We start from the raw sequence: 20,564 nt of genomic DNA, 5'->3' as shown, positions 1-20,564 counted from the left end.
TTAAGGTTTTTTAACAAATGATTCTATAATAGTATCTATATCTGCTTCTGCCTGATAATCCTCTGTAAAAAGGTGTTTATACAATGCTTTATTATCAACTTTTTGTTCAAGAGATAAGTCTTTATTTCTAGCAAACACTTCGTCCCATTTTGTACGTACGATTGCCCATTTGGCTTGATTTTCTTTCCACCAATCTGCTGCAACTTTACAACGACTGTCATCCACTCGTTTATAAATATTGTACCCTTTTTCTTTTGCTACAATGATATCTTCTTTACCTGTTTCTCGAATTATTTTATCATTGTCCTGATCATGAACCCAGCCTTCTGGAGTAATTTCATGGCGATTTCCTCTTACCGTTATATTATAATCACTTCTGGTAGTATACTCACGACGTGGTAAGGGTGCATCAGTAGTATTTTCCCAAAAACTTTTGCCATCTATATGAACCCAACTTGCAGAGCCTTCATATCTTGGACTATCATCTACCTGATAAACTTTTTGTGTCCACTGCCCTTTTACATCTCCATTAGGTTTTTGTACATATTTCCAATTATTATCACCATCATACATATAGAAATCCTGGTTTTCATATACCCAATCCTGCCTCCAATGTTTCACTATATGTGGTTTTGCGGGGTTACCAACTTGTAATATATGCTGAATAGATACTTTTTCTTTCTCATCTATTACCAATTGCGCCCACTCTAGCCCTTTATCAGTTTTATTTTTGGAAGGCTTGTATAAAGAATCGTTTGAATAATTAAAGGTCTCTGCAAAGTTGAAAGTCACTTCATAACAGCCACACATCTTTTTTATGGCTTCTGCATCCTGTTTCTTTTTATTCTGTGCATTTACTGAACACAATATTAAAAAAGCAAATAGACTATAGATTGTTGTTTTCATTACGTAATGATTTTGATTTTAAAGTTTGCAGCAAAAATAGTTATTTTTATTTATTCTAAATAAAATTAATCTATATATTTGCGAACTATTAAGAATCATTCTAAACAATATGAAATACGATAGTCAGGTTTTATGTGTTTTAATATTCTTCTTTTTTTTCAAATCAGGTTTGAGTCAAGTTGAAGAAGTCAATCTCAATGAAAATAGAGCAGATACAACCAAAACCACGCAATTAGATGAAGTTTTCTTAACTGCTACTCGAACAGAAAGACAGCTCTCATCTCTTCCTTTACCCGCACAACTTATAACTAAAAAAGAGATTCAGAACATCAATTCGGTACGCTTGACCGATATCTTAAACGAACAGACAGGGCTTATTACTGTTCCGGATTTTGGAGGTGGTGAAGGGATACAACTACAAGGATTAGATAGTCAATATACACTTATCTTAATCGATGGTGTGCCATTGGTAGGTAGATCTGCCGGTACGTTAGATTTAAGTCGTCTTACTGTAGGTAATATCAAACAGATAGAAGTAGTTAAAGGAGCTTCTTCTAGTCTATATGGTAGTGAAGCTCTGGGAGGAGTTATTAATATTATAACAGAGAACCCTAAAGAAGGGTTTAAAGGAAATCTTCGCCATCGAGCAGGTAGTTTTAATACTCAAGATCTAAGTACCAATCTAAATTTCAAAAAGAAAAAATTAGGTATCAATGCTTTTTTTAATAGGTATAGTAGCGATGGTTACGATTTGGTTGATAATGATGAACTTAATACCGTAGAGCCCTTTAGTAACTATACACTAACAACAAAGGTCTCTTATGATTTTTCTGAAAACACTAAGCTTTTACTTTCTGGCCGCTATTATACTCAGGAGCAAGATAATATTGCATCTGCCACTCTTAAAGGCGAAAGCTCTATTAATGAATGGAATGCGCATTTAAAATTTAATCATAAGTTCAATCAGAAATGGAGTACTTATTTTGAATTTTACACGACTCAATATATCGCAGAAGAGTTTCTTAATGATGAAGCATCTAACAGTCGATTTTCTGAAAGTGATTTTGATCAACGATTTTTACGCCCCGAAATTCGAGCTTCTTATACACATAATAAAAAACACGCTATCATTGGCGGTATTGGTTTAACCCGAGAAACTCTGGATAGAACAGATTTTTTTGAAAAACCCGAGTTTAATTCTCCATATATATATGCGCAATATGATGCTTATCCATTAGAGAATTTAAACCTTATTATTGGTTTTAGATATGACGACCACAGCGAATATGAATCTCAATTTAGTCCAAAAATCGCACTTCGATATGAATTCACAGATAAATTAGCTGCAAAGGGTTCTGTTGGGTATGGTTTTAAAGCTCCAGACTTCAGACAACTATATTTTGACTTTACAAATGCTACCGTTGGTTATACCGTTTTAGGGTATAATGCAGTACCTTCTCAACTACAAGAATTAGCTGATCAAGGACAATTAACAGATGAAACTGTAAATGATCTTCCTGCAATTATAGCACAGTTTAATGATGCTTTAAAGCCTGAAAGTTCTATTAGCTACAACTTTGGTATTGATTACAAACCTGTTTCTGCTTTAAAACTTAATGTCAATCTTTTTAGAAATGATATTACGAATCTTATAGATACTAGGGTAATAGCCAGAAAATCAAATGGACAAAACGTATTTAGTTACACTAATGTAGACGAAGTATATACGCAAGGAATAGAATTTAATACGAATTGGAAAGTAACATCTCAATTAACGCTTTCTGGAGGATATCAATTACTTTATGCAAAGGATAAAACAGCTGAGCAAGCTTTTGAAAATGGCGAAGTATTTGCCAGAGAAAATCCAGCTTCACCTTCATTTCAGTTAACTGAAGAAGATTATTTTGGTCTTTATAACAGATCCAGACACCTTGCCAATTTTAAAGTGTTTTATACGATTCCTGATTGGAATCTTAATACCAACCTTAGAGCTACTTATCGAAGTAAATTTGGTCTATTCGATACTAACGGAAATACTTATCTAGACGACTTTGACACTTTTGTAGAAAGCTATACTATCTGGGATTTAGCCATTAATAAAACCTTTTATGATAACTACCAACTTGGTTTGGGAGTTGACAATTTATTTGACTTTACCGACCCTCAAAATATTAGTAACATTTCGGGTCGCATTTTATACGGAAAACTAAACATTAAATTTTAATTATACCATGATGAAAACACTTAGATTTTTAACACTTATAGCACTTACAGCAGGATTCTTTTCTTGTGATAGTGACGATGATTCTTGTGTCGAAAGTACTTTTTTTAAAGATGCTGATGGAGATGGATTAGGTAATTCTACAGAATCTCAAGTTGCTTGTGCGGCTCCAGATGGATTTGTAGCAAACTCAGATGATAACGATGATGATCAACCTCTTGCTAGCCTTATTTCTGAATCCGTGTCCAACCTGCATGCTCCACAACTAGGAGGGCAAGGACAGCCTGTATCCGGACCATTTACAAAGTTTGATTTTGAGACTGGTCAAATCACAACTAGTGATACCGATTGGGATATTGCTTTTAGAGGTACTACAATTATAGTCAATGGTGGAGCCACTCAAGGAACTACCGACGAACCTAACAGAACTGGTAACGCTGCAGTATATATTGCAACAGGAACTCTAGATGGAATTACTTCTATAGAAACAGGTTCTCTTACACAGGATACAGCTTCTGATCTTGCTATTCCTTCTGGAAGTAATAATGGATGGTATTCTTATGCTGGACCTCCAACACACTTAATAACTCCGTTGGCAGGTAAAATATTGGTATTTAGAACTACTGAAGGCAAGTATGCAAAAGTAGAAATCTTAAGCTACTATAAAGATGCTCCAGCTAATCCGGATGCTTTTGTAAACGAAAGTCGATACTTTACATTTAATTATGTATATCAACCTAATAATAACGTAGCTAGCTTTTAAATAAACGTTTAAAAACATTAAAAAATATCCCTGTTACCGTTTAGTAACAGGGATATTTTTATATGCACTTATCAAATCTTGATAAGGTCAGAAACTTTTAATTTTTATCTTCCTGGTCGCCCATCAACATAAAAATTTTGAGTTCTAATTTGCGTACCACATAAAGTATTATCTAAATTGGATACGACAAGCGTAACATTGGAGCTTCTTCCACGACGAAGTTGCGCAGTACGCCCTGTACTATAACGAGTTCCTATATTATCCACAATGGTCCATTCATACTTATAATTTTGATTATAATATTTTGCACTTACTGATGAATAGTATTGCTCTATATTAGCATCTCTGCTTTCTGGACATTTAATTGAAGGAGGAATTGCCTTAAAAATAGCTGTAGAAGTACCTATTACAAGCGAACCAACTTCATAAACATACGAAATCTCACCAGCCTCATCACTTGTTCTAATGGCATGTACTCTTTGAGCATTACTCTCTACAATAGTAAAACTTCCAGTAGCAGTCCAACCAATATATTTTCCACAAGTCTCATTTGAAACTCCAACTACCGTTACTCCTACATCAGGAAAAACTCCTTCCTGAGTATAAGTCACAGTTCCGTTTAAATATTTTTCTATATACCAACAGGCAGGGTTTTTATTTGACTTAGATTCATAATTTACAGCTGCATTAGATTCTTTTTTGGTTAATCCCTCAACCTCTTGAATATTATCATCATTGGTTTCGCAACTACTCATAAAAACGAGAAGTATTGCAACAGAAATTGTTTTTAAAATTGTTTTTTTCATAATCTATTTGTTTAAACTTAATTAATTGACTAGCAATATTATTAAGTTCAAAAATAGATGTGTTCTTCTATTGATTTTACACTGTTTTCAGTGAAAATCTTCTTTATAACAAAATCTGTTATTTGGCATCAAACCTTATATATCAAAAAGCAAAAATAGCCTATCATAAAAACGCCTCTCACTTAAATGTAAGAGGCGTTATGAACAAATAATACCTTGAATTAATATTTAAGATGAACTCTTACCCCTCCATATTTCCCTATTGATTTGCTATATGAATATCTTCCTTTTTGTATAATCAAATTTCTTCCTGCTATTTCTTCTGTTTCTAAAGAATAAGTTTCATCAATTTCTAAAGTCAATTCTTCTTCATTATATTCATCCACAGGAACATCAAAAGAAAGGTCGAAATAGTACCCTTCTCTCTCTTCATAAAAAACAGTACTGTTCACCGTTTGATTGCCGTTTGGCGTTACAAGAGCATTAGGAGTATCACACGGCACACTGTTTCCGCTTTCATCTACACAACCAACTGAAATCGTTGGCCAATCACAAAATCCAAAGCCTGTACATTCATGCTTTGGTCTTCCTAGCGGGATTTCAATTTTAAGAACTCTTCTTGGTTTATTTTCCCTTGTCAAAGTAGTATCTTCAATCTGACTGATTTCCAGGCTCGGTTCTACATTTTCTGTTGAACAGCTTATAAATAGAATTCCAATTAATAGTGTAAAAAATTTTAATGTTTTCATTGTAATGGTTTTAAAAGTATTCCCTACTCTCTTAAGGCTTTTCAGGTTACGCCTTATGTTATAACACTAAATAAAACTACTTTAAAACCAACTTTGGGCTACCCAAAAGTTTCCGAACTACAGTTTATTTCTTCCAAAAGGTGTTATTTAATTTCTAAAAACACACAACCAGTTTTTTAACTAAATCTTATAAAAAACTATATTTTTTTATGAATAAATACAATCAATAATCCTTAATATATAATTGTATGTTATCAACAAAAAGGCTTCAAAAAAATTAACTAATTAAAATAACATCAAAGGGTAAAATCCCACTCTTTTCAAATTATGAATCCCACATATTTCTCACAATTATCCTGTTCTTTTAACGTTTGTGCTTATTAAACACATCATTTTAATTAACTATAATACTAACCCCATAACTAACTATTTTAAATGAAAAAACTCATTTTACTCATTGTCATATTTGTACAGACGTTAAACGTTACATCCCAGGTTACTGTAAGTGATCCAATAATACTTGCTTATTTTCCTTCCTGGTCAGAGAACTTTACTTCGGCCAACCAAGATTCAAAACTGAGAAGAATTCCTCCTTTTGTAAATTATGTTTTCTTAGCTTTTGCTAAACCTGATTTAAGATACACTAAGGACTCTTTTGATATCTCACAAACCGGAATCCAGGTTCCGTACGATGGATGTACATTAAAAGAAAGTATTTCTGCTCTTAAGAATAAAGGGGTAAATGTAATTTTATCTATTGGAGGCGAAACCTATTGGACAAGCAGCACGATCTACGATCAAATAGATTATCAACAAATAAAAGACTTGGTCGATGATCTGGGAGTTGCTGGAATCGATTGGGATTTTGAACCTAATGGATCTTTTGCTAATATAGGTAGTGCTGAAAATGTACAGCATTTTATTGATTTCTTTAATAACTCAAGAGCTTTAATGCCTAGAAGTGAAGGGTATGTATTAGCATGTGCTCCAAGTGGTGTGGGTGCTTTAGGAGGACAAACTAATAATGACGCTGCTTCTCCATTTGCTTTTGAGAACAGAAATACATTAACTGGAGAATCCGATACAGAGTTATATAATGGCCCAGCACAAACTAACGGTATTAATTTATTCGGATTTTCTGCTACAGGACATATGATTCCTGTTATGCAGAGTGTAGGAGATAAGATCGATATCATTGCTTATCAAGGGTATAATGCCGGAGGTAGTATGAACAGATCTATTATGTATGATGCATTTGCCTATTATGCAGAACAATATAATTTTAAAGTGGTAGCAGGAATTCATTATCCTAATGAACCTTGGGGTCCTTATTATGAGTATACTCATGAAAATGTAGCTTCATTATCAAATCACATTAAGACTCACACCGATCGTCAAGGAGAAAAAGATGGAATTATGATTTGGCAATTACTATTAGAAGGTGCCGGCAGTTCTGCTTATTCTTATCTTAATGTAGCTAGTAAAGTGCTAAACGGAGCGACTGAAGCTACAGCTATTGCAGAAGCTAATTCGTTTTCGCTTGCTCCATATAGTGGTGGTGGCGATCGATGTACAACTGGAGGTGGTAATGTATATTGTGGCGTTACAGAATATGATAGTACTGCTGAATATCCTACCCCTAATACCAGTGTCTATCATGGGTGTAAGATTTGGGAAAATCAGTGGTATGCTAATGCCAATGAAATCCCAGGAGAAAACTCAGTTTGGGTAGAAACAGGTACTTGTACTGAAGGCCCAGGATGTACTCTAAGTGTTAATGAAGAAGAGCTTTTAGAAAATATCTCTATATATACTAGAAATGGTATCGTTTATATAGAAGAATTGTCTAGTAAGGATACATTAAAATCAGTACATCTGATCTCAATCACTGGTCAAAAAGTAATGAGTAGAACTATAGAGAATAATCGATTAGAAATTGATGTAAGATCATTATCACAAGGTTTTTATATCCTTGAATTAGATTTTGGAGCCTATAGAGTAGGTAAAAAAATTAGTATCAAATAATGTAAAACTTTAATTACCTTTTCCTCTTTGAGGCAAAATTATTTCTTTAAAAAGATGACCCAATGTTCGATAGGGTCATCTTTTTTGTTTTATCCATCTAATATAATTTACTATAAAAATCAACATCTACTAACCTTGCACCTCCTACCAAAGCTGCATTCTCTCTAAGTTGGCTTTTATAAAGTTCTGTTTTAATATTTAATTTATTAAGTGCTTGAGATAAGTTTGATTCAAAAAATGTCCAGGCATTACTTATATTACCTCCAATAACAATTGCTTCTGCCTCAAAATCTCGTAACCAAGGCTCTAAAAACACAGCTAAATTTCCTGAGAATTCTTCAAAGATTTGTACAACAATTGGATTGTTTTCTGTAAACATCATCAACTCTTTTACACCTGTTATTTCTTTATCGGTAAGCTCTTTATATCGTTTTTGAAACCATTGTGTAGAAAAATGGGTATCTGCAATATCATCTCCAAAAGGAAGATGATATAACTCACCATACAGAGGCACTCCTTTACCAGAAGTTACAGGAACTCCGTTTATTAAAAAAGTTGCTCCAAAACCTGTTCCTAAGGTAATAGCAATTGCCTTTTTGCAGGATGCTATTTGACCTATCCAGGCTTCTCCTATCCCAAAGCAAGCTGCATCATTATAAAACTGTACAGGTACAGATGATTTAAGTTTTAACCTATCTACAATACATTCTTTAAGGTTAAGATTATATAATGCTTCAAATTTACTTTCTCCTTTATCAGGAAAAACACCTTGATTATAATCAAAAGGTCCAGGAATCGCAATTCCAATGCCTTTTAACTCTTTATCTCCCAAATTATCTATAGCTAATTGCATACCACAAATCCAGCTGTCAATAATAGTTTCGAGTTTTTCTTTATGACCAACTTTAACCGTATAAATTTGTCGTACCTCATAAGGTATATTTTCATCTATAATCGCAACAGAAATATGACTTCCTCCAATATCAACGCCTAATACCATTTCTTCTTTTATATTCTTAATTATTGTACTTCTTTTACTTTATGCCCTATTAGTCCATAAAAGACCAAATATGTATAACAAACTATTGGTATAAAAAAGGATAATTGAATTCCTATATTATCTGCAACTGCACCTTGTAATAATGGAATAAGAGCTCCTCCAACAATCATCATTACTAATAAAGAAGAAGCCTGACTTGTATATTTCCCTAAATCTTTAATAGCCAAAGTAAATATATTAGACCATAAGATAGAATTAAAAGCTCCTATTGCTATAGCACTCCAGAAAGCTATTTCTCCTTGGCTCAAAATCATTATTAATAACAGTATTATTACAATCCCAGCAAATAAGGTTAATACTTTGGAGGGTTTTGATCCTCCAACAAGAAAAGCTATATAATTAATAATTAAGAATACTATAAACAACCATATTTTGGAAAACGGTAATAACTGAAGTGAAAACTCTCCTCCTTCTACCTTTATCGCTGTAATAAAATATAAGACAAAGAAAAACAAGATTGACAGTCCAGCCATAATAAGGTATTTCTTTGTTTTATCTGTGATGCTTCCCATAGAAACGGATCCCAGAAATCTTCCTATCATCGCTCCTCCCCAATAATACGAAAGAAACACACCTCCTTCAGCTTCTTCCATTCCCATGATTGATTCTAATCCAAAAAAATTGATCAAAAAACTTCCGATAGAAACCTCTCCTCCTACATAAAAGAAGATAGCAAACATTCCTAATACCACATGTCTAAATTTTAGTACACCTATTCCTTTCTCAATTTTATCTTTATTAACAAAAGAAGGGAGTTCTATAAATTTTATAATGATAGCGAGTACAAAAAATAGAGTTCCATAAATCAAGTAAGGCATTTTTAAAGAATCTACGGATATTTCTCCATCTGAAAATACTTTATATAATAGTACTGCTCCAATGATAGGCGCCAGTGTGGTTCCAAAAGAATTAAACCCTTGTGCTAAATTAAGCCTACTAGAAGCTGTTTCTGGTTTACCAAGTATTGCAGCGTATGGATTTGCCGTGATTTGTAAAATAGTAACTCCAGAAGCGAGAACAAATAATGCTCCTAGAAAAATACCATATCGTTGATAATTAGCCGCTGGATAAAAAAGACAACATCCGATACCACATAATATAAGTCCTATTATGATTCCATTTTTATAGCCTACTTTGGCTATTGGATCTCCCTGACTCACAGATATAATAAAGTAAATCAAAGAAATAACAAAAAAAGCCCCGAAAAAAGCAAATTGTATTAATGCCGCTTGAAAATATGAAAGTTCAAATACCGCTTTTAAATGCGGAATTAAAACATCATTCATTACGGTGATAAAACCCCACATAAAAAATAAAAAAGTAATCGTTATAAAGGGTTTTCTGTAATTTGTTTTTTCGTTATCCATGCTGTTCTACTTTTATCGTATTATTTATTATAACTAATTATATTATTTATCAATTGTATTTTTTGCCTGATGCTCTTCATTAAATTTAAAAAGCTGTATTTTATCATTATTATTGGCCACTATCACCCACTTTTCTTTCTCATTATCCATCCATAATAACTTCTTTACATCTCCATTGGTGAAAAAGCCACTTTCTTGAATGCTTTGAGATATAAAGCTTCCATCTCCCTTTCCGTATAACAACAACCCAGTTCCTGCATCATTACGCATTGTTTCTATTTCTGAAACATACAGATTCCCTGCTATTAATACATCCAAATTATTATCGTTATTAAAATCTTTAACAAGTATATCATTTACACTTGAAAACTGAGCTTTATTTGGCAAAGCTTTCAATTTAAACGTTCCATCACCTAGATTCTCTATATACGAAGTTGCAAAAGTTTGTACTTCATAATGTAAAGCTTCTTTCAGGTTATCATTTCCATAAACTTCTTCAAGTTCTAAAGAAGCAAAAAGATCGTACTTTTTTATTTCTTCCTTTAATTTAGGCACTTGTTGTGCCGAACATGAAAACCCTCTTAAAGGATAATGTTTTCCTGAATTATAATATCCTAATACGATATCTCCTAATCCATTTTTATCAAAATCTTGATAATATATGTCAAAAGGCTTTTCTACAGTTGTTTTATATTTATAATTAAGACCCAAATTGCCAGCAATAAAATCTATATCGCCATCATTATCAAAATCTCCTTTATGAATACTAAACCACCATCCAGATGAATTTTTAATAGTTTTTGATTTTACTAACTGTCCTGATACATTTTCAAAAATTGTAATAGGCATCCATTCTCCTACCACAATCAAATCTAGATCGTTATCCTTATCAAAGTCATCCCATATAGCATCCGTTACCATACCTACATCTATTAGTTCTGGAGCGATTTGTTGTGTAGAATTTACAAGAACTCCTTTTTTATTTTCTAAAATATAACTGGATACAGGTGTTGGATAAGCTCCCGGAAATAACCTACCGCCAACAAAGACATCAAGATCTCCATCATTATCAAAATCTCCAGGAACTGCCACTGAACCGCTAATCGAAGGGATATCTAATTCTTTAACTTTTCTAAAAACTCCTGTACCATCATTCTTATAAAGTTTATCCTTATAATTCTGCGAGCTGGATTTATATTCATTCCCTCCACTAACAACATATAAGTCTTGATCTCCATCATTATCTACATCAAAGAACACTGCATCTAAATCTTCAGAAATTGCATCTTCTTTAAACGCTTCCTGACTGGCCTCTGTAAAAGTCCCTAAGGTATTTTGAATGTATAATGAAGCTGTCTTTCCTGCGGCAGCACCTATATACACATCTAACAAATTGTCATTATTTACATCTACTGATGCTAATGCCGGTCCAAATTGTGATAATTTATGAGGTAATAACACCTGATTTTTATAGTCATTAAAATTATTTTCTATATGCCTATGTGTTAATTTTTGTAGCTTGGTTATTTCTTTGAAAATTGGATTTAGGATTTCTTCTTCCTTTTCTCCTGAAACCGCTTCATTCATAAAAAGTGTTATCAACTGATTAGTTTCTACATTTTTTAGAAGCGTTTGTTTACCGTTAGGCCAATTGACCACCACTTTATTTATCTTTTCTTCTGTATTTAATCCAAAATGCACTATTTGCTCACTAGTTGAATAAATACCTCTTACATTGGTAGTTTCTATAAACTGTTTTTGGTTTTTATAGTGGATTGTGATCTTGGTCCCTAATGTGTTTTTATTGTTTTTGTCTTTTAGTGCAATTCTTAAGAAGTTTTGTCTGGTGTTTTCAATAGTATTATTCTTATATATAAAAGCGGTCTCATTAATATTATTTACAATGATTTCTAAATCTCCATCATTATCTAAATCTGCGTAAGCCGCACCATTAGAGAATGTTTTCTGATCCAATCCCCAATCAGTCATTACTTTAGAAAAAGTATAATCTCCATTATTTTTAAAAGCGTAGTTTTTTAATTTTTCTGATGGAAGGATCTCTACTGTTTTTTTTAAATCCAGAATATCCCAGATACTTACGTCGCCGGCGTTAGGGTTTTCTTTTACAAATGTGTTGGCCACCTCAACAACATAATCTGCCATTTTTGCATTAGCATCTGTATTTCTAATATCTCTCAAAAGTCCATTGGTGACATAGATATCTTTTAATCCATCATTATCAAAATCTGCTATCAGATTTGCCCAACTCCAGTCTGTAGAAGATATATTAGCTAGTTCTGCAATCTCACTATAAGTTCCATTACCATTATTTAACTGTAGCGTATTATACATATATTGGTAATGTCCTCCATTATTGACTACTTTCCAAAATGCCTTTGGATCCATACCACTCATATTAGATTTTAAACGCACATTATCTTCTGCAGCCATATCTGCAACCATAATGTCCAATAATCCATCATTATCAATATCAGCAGCATCTACTCCCATACTGAAGTAAGACATATGTTTTAGAGCCTGGTCAGCTATATTAGTAAAGGTTCCATCTTGATTGTTTATGTAAAAAAAGTCGGGTAGATAAAAATCATTAGCTATATATAAATCTGTATACCCATCATTATTAAAATCTCCTGTGGATACACTATTAGCATTGCTAGTTCTTAAGACTCCAGCCTCCTCACTAACATCTACAAAATGAGTATTATCTACATTTTTATATAATTTTGATGCGTACCGAAGGTCATTTTTAAGGTTTATACCAAAAAATTTAGAATAACTACCTGGATTTGGAGGTTGATTTAATAAAAAAAGGTCTAATAGACCATCATTATTATAATCAAAAAAAGTCGCGTGTCTTGTTCGTTCTGAATTATCAATTCTAAATTGAGTTGCCTGCTCAGAAAAAGTAAGATCTCCGTTATTGATATAAAGTTTATTTCTTCTTAGTTCAGGATGATCATCATATAATTCGCGACATACATAAATATCTATAAATCCATCTCCATTAACATCAGCTAATGCAACACCAGAGGACCAACCTCCATTATTAAGAATCCCAGCCTTTTGAGTTATATTTTCAAATTTTAAATTGCCTTTGTTAATATAAATCTCATCTCCAACAAGATTGCCACTAAAAAATAAGTCCTGCAAACCATCATTATTAAAATCTGCAATACCTACTCCGCCACCTCCATAATAATTAGAGTATAATAATATATTTCTATCCTTAAGATCTTCTACATTATTAGAAAACGTGACTCCTGTATAGGCAGGTTCCAGCAATGTAAAAAGTTTATTGTCTTGAGCTGTTATGGAGCTCCAGAATAAAAAACTTAAGTAAAAAATAATATTTTTTTTCATGACCCTTAAGATAAAAAAGAAGGGATTGACTTCCCTTCTTTTTTGATTAAATCAAGTCTAATTCATTCAACAATTACAAATTATTCCACATCCCACCATATTCTGGTAGTAAATTGATCTGGTCCTTGTCTTGTAATCGCTGCTTGATAATTCTGGGGATTAGTAGTTTGTTCTCTCTCAAAATAACGAAGTCTTCTAGGAATCGTTCCATTAGATTCATTACCTGGATAATTAACCGGAGTAAGCACAGGGAAACCTGTTCTTCTCCAATTAGCGAAAGATTCTATATCATTTAAAAATGTAACTATCCAATATTGTGTATTTACCTGCTCAAGACCATTGGCGGCATCAAAAGGGGTTGCCGTTAGAAAATCCTGAATCTCAGTATCTGTCACACTCTCATCGCCTATATCGTATAAATCCATTTGTCTCATAGCTGCAGTAACTCCAGCCTCATAATGAACTGATGGGTCTCCTCCTGCAATTCCCCATCTAATATCTGCCTCTGCCAACATAAATTCTACTTCTGCATACGTTTGAAAGAAATAAGGAGCATCTTCTCCGGTAATAAGGTTTCTGTTAGGTTCAGAAAAATTATTGATATCATCTCCTCCTGGAATATTTAATACTGTAGTTGCATCTAATCCATTTGGCAATCCTAATTGTAATGCTGGATCATTGCTTCCACTTGTATTTCTATCTCCGTCTCCGTCTGGTAAAGCCGCATAAATACGCATTCTAGGATCTCCCGTTAATGCGTTAATAAAGGTATCGCTCAATCGCATATCATCATCTGCACTAAAAACCTGTCCGTTTCCATTTCTGTTGATTCCTTCTGGGCCATCTGTATGTTGCACAAATGCTATATCATCATTGGATTGCATAACTCCTCCATTAATAGCGGCCTGCACCCATTGTTGCGATGCAGATGGATCTACTTTTATTAATCGTAACCCTAATCGTAGCATCATCGAATACCCAAATCGTTTCCACTTATCCTGATCTCCAGCATAAAGTATATCTGCAGAACCAAATTGTGATGTTCCTGTTCCTAGAGCTGCTGTAGCTTCTGCAAGCTCATTTAGCATATCAGTATAAATTTGACTTTGCTCGTCATAAGCTGGTCTAAAATTTCCTGTAATGAAACCTTTTCCTGCTTCGCTATAAGGTACATCTCCATATAAATCAGTAATCTTATGATATATAAATACTCTTAGTATTCTTGCTATAGAAAGCATTTCTTCTGAATATCTATCTTCAGGATCTGTTTCTAGTTGAAAAACAATATCTTCTATGATTTTCACCATATCATTATACCCTCTTTCAAACCAAGCGCCAGACCATTGGGCATTATACAAATATTTATCTCCTGCCCAAACGCCTCCTATAGAAGCCATATGTTGAATCATCATGGAGGAGTAAATTAAATTTCCTCTCCAATTCTCAAAACGATCTCCCGAAGTTCTTAAAATTGCATTGGTAAATTTTGGCCCTGGTTCTAATTCTGTAGCAGTATTAGGGTTTTCATTAAGTTCGTCGAAACCACTGTCACAAGCAGTTGTTCCTATAAAAATTATTAGTATTGCTATGATAACTTTTTTCATTGTTGAAATGTCTTTAGAATTTTTAAAACTTCAAATTAACGGTAAGTCCATAACTAGCTATAGATGGTAATCCAAAGTATTCTAAACCTTGTGCGTTACCTCCGTTAAAACCAGCTTCGGGATCAATATTCTCTGAATCTCTTTTGATAAAAAATAGATTTCTTCCTATAAGAGAAACATTTGCTCCGGTAATAAATGTCTTACTTAATAATGATGATGGAAAAGTATATCCTAAACTAACTTGTCGTAGTTTTATAAAGTCTGCATCTTCGATCACCTCTTCTGCAATTCCTGAAATTCTATTATAATACGCTTGTAGTGTCGAATTATCATGTGTAAACGTAAATGGGTTACCCGCTTCATCAACTCCTGTTACTGTCAAACCACTTTCTCTACCTGCTAAAGTTCTTTTATCCAATCCATTTGAAAGTGCTATTGCATTTGTTCCTGCATACACTTGACCTCCAAACTTAGCATCTACCAAAAAGCTTAAGTTGATATTTTTATAACTAAATGTATTGGTAAGTCCCATTGTCCAAGGTGGTACACCTTCTCCCAAAATTTGTCGATCCGGACTCTCAATCGGTAAACCATCAGCTCCATAAACAATCTGACCTGCTGCATTTCTCGTATAAGCAGTTCCATAGATTACTCCAAATGGTTCTCCAACGATTTGACTAACATTAGCATCAAATGTTCTTACATTACCAACGGTAAGAATATTATTATTATCATCTGTTGCTACAATTTCACTTTCATTAAATGTTAGATTGTAATTTACATTCCAACGGAAATTTTTAGTCTGTACCGGAGTACCTCTAAATAATAACTCTACTCCTCTATTTTCTAGGATTCCAATATTAGATAATACATTAGAAAATCCTGATGTATTGGAAATATCAACTGGAAGTATATCTTTTTCAGTTTTGTTATCATAGTATGCAAAATCTACTCCTAATCTTCCGTTTAAGAAACTTAAATCCAATCCTACCTCTATTTCTTCTTTGCTAAAAGGTGTTAAACTATTGTTTGGAAGTGTTCCCGTAGCTATTTCTCCTAAAGGCTCACCTTGATGACCTTGTCCAAAAATTCTGAAAGGTAAACTTAATTGGTATGGTGTTTCTGCCCCTCCAGCAACTTCAGAATATCCTAATCGAACTCTACCAAATGTAAGCCAATCTGGCATTTCAAAAGCATTTGAAAATACAAAACTACCACTGATTGAAGGATAAAAATCATTATTAGGCGCCGTCTTTCCGGCAGCAGACAATGTCGAAAACCAATCATTTCGCCCTGTAACTGTTAGATATGCAAAATCTTTATATCCTAATTCTACTGATCCATAAACACCCGCAAAAGCCAGTTCTGTTAAGGTTCTTTCATTACTTGTGTTTTCTACATTTCCTAAAATCTCAAGAAAAGGAACTACAAAGCGCTCTCCTCTTAATTTAAGAAAGTCCCTTCTTTGTGTATTCTTATTAACACCAAAGAAGCCTTTTACTACAAGATCATCTGTTATATTTTTATTAATCCCAAGGATTAAATCTGCATCTACTTGTGTAATCGTATTTTCTCTTTCTTCAATACTTCCTAATGGCGTAAAAGCAGTACCATATCCCTCGATTTGGGTAGTTCTCGTAGTAGCATGATCTATACCTGCTCTTGCCGTGATATCTAACCAATCAAGAATTTGATATTTTAATGTGGCAGAACTTAGTATTCTATTTCTTCTGTCAAATGTTCTAAAGCGCTCTGCAGCCCAATAAGGGTTCTGAACAAAAGGGTTAGAAGAAATTTGTAGTTCAACACCATCTTCATTAAAGCCAGGTGCCAAGTTCTCTATATTTACGTTTGCTGGTAAAAGACCTGCAGAAAAGTTTGCATTTCCTGGAGCATCTGATACTCTTGGTCTGTTTGTTACTTTCTCAATAATATATCTTGCACTCAAATCTAAGGAAAGTTTTTCTGCAGCTACGGATCCCAAATTAAGTGAAAAAGATTTTCTATCCAGTTCAGAATTAGGCAGTACATCTTTATTATCAAAATTGGTGGCTGCAAAACGATAATTAAAATTATCACTGTTTTTTGAAATCGCTATGGTATTAATTAATGTAGTACCTGTATCATAAAACTTATCGAGATTATTTCCAGTATCTACATAAGGTCTGGACACTCCATCAAATTGAACTGATGTTGGTATACTTCCTAGTCTTGGTCCCCAAGAAGAAAAAGCAGTCTGAAGCCCTTCTTGTGCGGTGGTAGGAGCTACTCCTTGAGAACCTTGACCATAAGTATTCTGAAAATCTCTTATGTTATTAAGGATTTTATCAAAAGTTATTTGACTACTGTATTCTACGCCAAATCCTTTTTGTTTTCCTCCATTTTTTGTAGTAATTAATATAACCCCGTTAGAAGCTCTTGATCCGTACAATGCTCCCGCTGCTCCACCTTTAAGAACACTTACGGATTCTACATCATCAGGGTTAATGCTTGAAATACCATCTCCAAAATCAGAACCTCCCCATTCGCTTGCAGCTCCTAATTGTGTATTATCTATGGTTACACCATCTACTACGTATAGTGGCTGATTACCTCCTGATAAACTTGATGCTCCCCGAATAATAACTCTACTAGAACCTGCTGCCCCTGTAGAAGGAGGAGTAATATTAACTCCTGCAACTTTACCTTGCAATGCATTAAGAGCACTGGATGTTTTCACTTCGGATATGGATTCTCCTTGTAATTGAGTAACTGCATATCCTAGTGCTTTTCTATCTCGTTCAATCCCTAATGCTGTTACAATAACCTCATCCAATTGTTGTGCGGATTCAGATAAAGATACATTAATAGTGGTTTGACCGTTCACTGCAATTTCTTTGGTTTCAAACCCTAAAGATGAGAAAACCAAAATAGCATCTTGAGTAGGTAATTTGATAGAATAGTTACCATCAAAATCTGATAATACTCCAACAGATGTACCTTTTACAACGACATTCACTCCAGGGAGAACATTGCCTCCCTTAGTATCGGTTACTGTTCCCGATACTGTTGAATCTTGCGCCTTAATTGATTGAAAACCAATAAAAAACACTAGAATTAGTAACTTCTTATACATATTTGATTGTTTAATTAACGTTAAGTTGATTTATATGATATATGTTTTCCCAGGTTTAATAAAAAACCTCAGCATAAATGTTATAATATCATTAACTTTTCGGAAAGTTTTTCGACCAATGACAATGCTGAAAAGTCGAAGGGAACGATTAATTGAGCGTTTGATCGCTGAAATTTAGAATCTTCTAAGATATATAATAACAAACAGAACCAGTTCGTATCTTAAATATGTAGCAATAATTATTTAGTATAGAAATTGATCTCACCAGAATTTAGAAGATCTTCATTAGTTATGAAGTAACTATTGTATGGTTGGGTTCCTAATTTGATTATTTCTATATATTTTTCTGGATCCAATTCATTTATGTTAATCACTAATGTATTCTTGTTATAGTAATCTGTATCTAAATGAATGGTTATCTTTTCAAATTTTGGTTTACAGAAAGTATAAACAGGGGCAGCTGGTGTAACTGGATATATACCTATCATCGAAAATATTGCCCAGGCAGACATGGTTCCAGTATCATCGTTACCCGGCAAACCATCTGGTGCATTTTTATAATATGTTTGCAGTAAATCATTTACTGTCTTTTGAGTTCTCCATTCTTCTCCTTCTACATAATTAAATAAAAAAGGGTATGCGATATCTGGCTCATTGGCCATATCATACTGTTTATTATCAAAAACTTTTTGTAATTGATCTAAAAATGGTTTATCTCCGCCCATAAGTTCTTTTAAACCTTCGATATCATGTGGAACCATAAAAGTATATTGCCAGGCATTACCTTCAATAAATCCTAAGTTTTTTACAAAATTGGCACCTGTATCAGGGTTGTATGGAGATAACCAACTACCATCATCATTTTTGGGTCGCAATAGATTAAATTCATTATCAAAAAGTTTTCTATAAGATATTGAACGTTCAGAAAAACGCTGATAATCTTCTTCTTTTTTGAGTTCTTTTGCTAATTGTGCGATTGCAAAATCTGTTATATTATATTCTTGAGTAGTAGAAACAGAACCACTGTTTGTTGTTTTTGTGGTTAGGTATCCTTTTTGGAGATAGTCTTTAATTCCTGGGCGTAAAGGATTTTCTTCTAGCTGATCTGCACTTTTAAGCATTGCTTGATATGCTTTGTCAACGTCAAAGTCTTTGATTCCTTTTAGGTATGAATCTGCAATAATAATCCCGGCAGGATCTCCAACCATAGTTGTGGTTTCGGTTGCATTTAATTCCCATTTAGGAAGCCAACCTGATTCATCATAAATCTGCAGCATACTTTTTATCATATCTGACTGCTGTTTTGGGTATACCAAACTCATTAATTGATGTAGGTTTCTGTAGGTATCCCAAAGAGAGAATACAGTATACCGAGTTCCTTCGGTTTTAAGTGTTTCTCTAGTTTTCATTTTGGGATATTCTCCATTCACATCATTCAGTGTATTCGGGTGGATAAGTGTATGATATAATGCTGTATAGAATTTTATCTTATCTTCTTTCTTACCTCCTTCTACTTCTATCTTGGATAAATGTTCATTCCATTGGGTTTTAGTTTCTTTCTTAACCTGATCAAATGTTTTATCTAAAGTTTCCTTTTCAAGATTCTCACGGGCATTCTCTATACTTACATAGGATACTCCTACTTTCATTTCGACTTGAGTAGGTTTATCAAAATGATACTTCATATAGCTACCTATACTATCACCAACTACTTCTTTGGTATATCCTTTCTTGATTCTTTGTTTTCCATTGTATCCCATCCATTGTGATTCTATACCTTGATGTTTTTTTGGCTTTTTCCAAACTCCATACTCATCCGCTGGTTTTGAAAATTTTGCAACAAAATAAACTGGATACGCTTCTTCTGATTTATAATAACAAAATGATCCTACAGAACGCATTCCTTCAATCTCAGTTGGAGATACTATCTTTATCATTCCTCCTTGTTCGTTGGTCAACCCTAAGCCTAAATTGAGTAATATATTGGATTCTCCTTTCGGAAATGAATACTTACTGACTCCTACTCTGGTCGTTGCGGTGGATTCTACTTTTATATTATACTTATCTAAAGTATTAGTATAATATCCCACTTCTGCTACTTCATTAGAATAGGTAGATCCATATATTTCGTGGTTTGTTTCTACTTTACCTGTTGTTGGCATAGCCAAAATAACTCCCAGTTCAGGGCATCCCACTCCACTTAAGTTTACGTGACTAAACCCCGTAAGGAATGTATTCTCGTTTACATAAGGTGTAGAGAACCAACGACTATCTTTTTCAAGTGGTAAATTTTGTTTTCCTGCTACATTAAACGGAGATACACTGACCATTCCTCGAACTGCTATAGGTCCTGGATTAGTAGTTCCAAAATTAGAGGTTCCAATAAATGGATTTACATATTGTGTAAAATCTTTGACTATTGTTTTTTCTAAAGGTTTTTTTGTTACTTGATCTTCACCCATTTGCTTTTGACAAGAAGAGAATAACACACAAATAATCAATGCTAATGTAAATGAGCAATTTTTGTTAAGAAAAACAGTAGTCATATTCATAGTAATTTTTCTTTA

The 20,564-nt window shown here is 33.6% G+C and carries 12 protein-coding genes; 3 read left to right on the top strand and 9 right to left on the bottom strand.

Annotation, left to right across the window (positions count from 1 at the left end; genetic code table 11):
- The gene (locus tag U0D62_RS22470; protein WP_322289607.1) at nucleotides 1–906 is read right to left on the bottom strand and encodes a DUF6607 family protein; all 906 of its coding nucleotides are present in this window, start codon (nucleotides 904–906) and stop codon (nucleotides 1–3) included.
- A 109-nt stretch (nucleotides 907–1,015) separates the two neighbouring features.
- Here U0D62_RS22470 and U0D62_RS22465 point away from each other — a divergent pair, with 109 nt between their 5' ends.
- Both U0D62_RS22465 and U0D62_RS22460 read left to right on the top strand, forming a co-directional pair.
- On the top strand, nucleotides 1,016–3,130 hold the full coding sequence (locus U0D62_RS22465; RefSeq protein ID WP_322289606.1) for a TonB-dependent receptor plug domain-containing protein: 2,115 nt from the start codon (nucleotides 1,016–1,018) through the stop codon (nucleotides 3,128–3,130).
- A 10-nt stretch (nucleotides 3,131–3,140) separates the two neighbouring features.
- Nucleotides 3,141–3,890, top strand: a complete 750-nt coding sequence (locus U0D62_RS22460) for an HmuY family protein (protein WP_322289605.1) — start codon at nucleotides 3,141–3,143, stop codon at nucleotides 3,888–3,890.
- A 104-nt stretch (nucleotides 3,891–3,994) separates the two neighbouring features.
- Here U0D62_RS22460 and U0D62_RS22455 read toward each other — a convergent pair whose 3' ends face one another.
- Entirely contained in the window at nucleotides 3,995–4,696 is a 702-nt protein-coding gene (locus U0D62_RS22455; RefSeq protein WP_322289604.1) for a hypothetical protein, read from the bottom strand.
- A 221-nt stretch (nucleotides 4,697–4,917) separates the two neighbouring features.
- A complete protein-coding gene (locus U0D62_RS22450) occupies nucleotides 4,918–5,445 on the bottom strand; it encodes a hypothetical protein (protein ID WP_322289603.1) in 528 nt (175 codons plus the stop codon).
- Nucleotides 5,446–5,880: 435 nt separating this feature from the next.
- Here U0D62_RS22450 and U0D62_RS22445 point away from each other — a divergent pair, with 435 nt between their 5' ends.
- A complete protein-coding gene (locus tag U0D62_RS22445; protein WP_322289602.1) occupies nucleotides 5,881–7,470 on the top strand; it encodes a glycosyl hydrolase family 18 protein in 1,590 nt (529 codons plus the stop codon).
- Between the two features lie 97 nt (nucleotides 7,471–7,567).
- On the opposite strand, the gene U0D62_RS22440 is transcribed toward U0D62_RS22445, so the two are convergent.
- The 6 genes from U0D62_RS22440 to U0D62_RS22415 all read right to left on the bottom strand — a co-directional run bounded on the left by U0D62_RS22440 (nucleotide 7,568) and on the right by U0D62_RS22415 (nucleotide 20,549).
- Entirely contained in the window at nucleotides 7,568–8,470 is a 903-nt protein-coding gene (locus tag U0D62_RS22440; RefSeq protein ID WP_322289601.1) for an ROK family protein, read from the bottom strand.
- Between the two features lie 20 nt (nucleotides 8,471–8,490).
- Nucleotides 8,491–9,897, bottom strand: a complete 1,407-nt coding sequence (locus U0D62_RS22435) for a sugar MFS transporter (protein ID WP_322289600.1) — start codon at nucleotides 9,895–9,897, stop codon at nucleotides 8,491–8,493.
- Nucleotides 9,898–9,939: 42 nt separating this feature from the next.
- On the bottom strand, nucleotides 9,940–13,278 hold the full coding sequence (locus U0D62_RS22430; protein WP_322289599.1) for a VCBS repeat-containing protein: 3,339 nt from the start codon (nucleotides 13,276–13,278) through the stop codon (nucleotides 9,940–9,942).
- Nucleotides 13,279–13,358: 80 nt separating this feature from the next.
- Nucleotides 13,359–14,882 carry a SusD/RagB family nutrient-binding outer membrane lipoprotein gene (locus U0D62_RS22425; protein ID WP_322289598.1) on the bottom strand — a complete coding sequence of 508 codons (1,524 nt, stop codon included), beginning with the start codon at nucleotides 14,880–14,882 and terminating at the stop codon, nucleotides 13,359–13,361.
- Between the two features lie 22 nt (nucleotides 14,883–14,904).
- Nucleotides 14,905–17,997 carry a SusC/RagA family TonB-linked outer membrane protein gene (locus tag U0D62_RS22420; RefSeq protein WP_322289597.1) on the bottom strand — a complete coding sequence of 1,031 codons (3,093 nt, stop codon included), beginning with the start codon at nucleotides 17,995–17,997 and terminating at the stop codon, nucleotides 14,905–14,907.
- 239 nt (nucleotides 17,998–18,236) lie between these two features.
- Nucleotides 18,237–20,549 carry a GH92 family glycosyl hydrolase gene (locus U0D62_RS22415; RefSeq protein WP_322289596.1) on the bottom strand — a complete coding sequence of 771 codons (2,313 nt, stop codon included), beginning with the start codon at nucleotides 20,547–20,549 and terminating at the stop codon, nucleotides 18,237–18,239.
- Nucleotides 20,550–20,564 lie beyond the last annotated feature (15 nt).

It is taken from the genome of Aquimarina callyspongiae, assembly GCF_034322225.1.
Taxonomy (GTDB): domain Bacteria; phylum Bacteroidota; class Bacteroidia; order Flavobacteriales; family Flavobacteriaceae; genus Aquimarina.
This window is presented reverse-complemented; position numbering and strand designations above follow the sequence as displayed.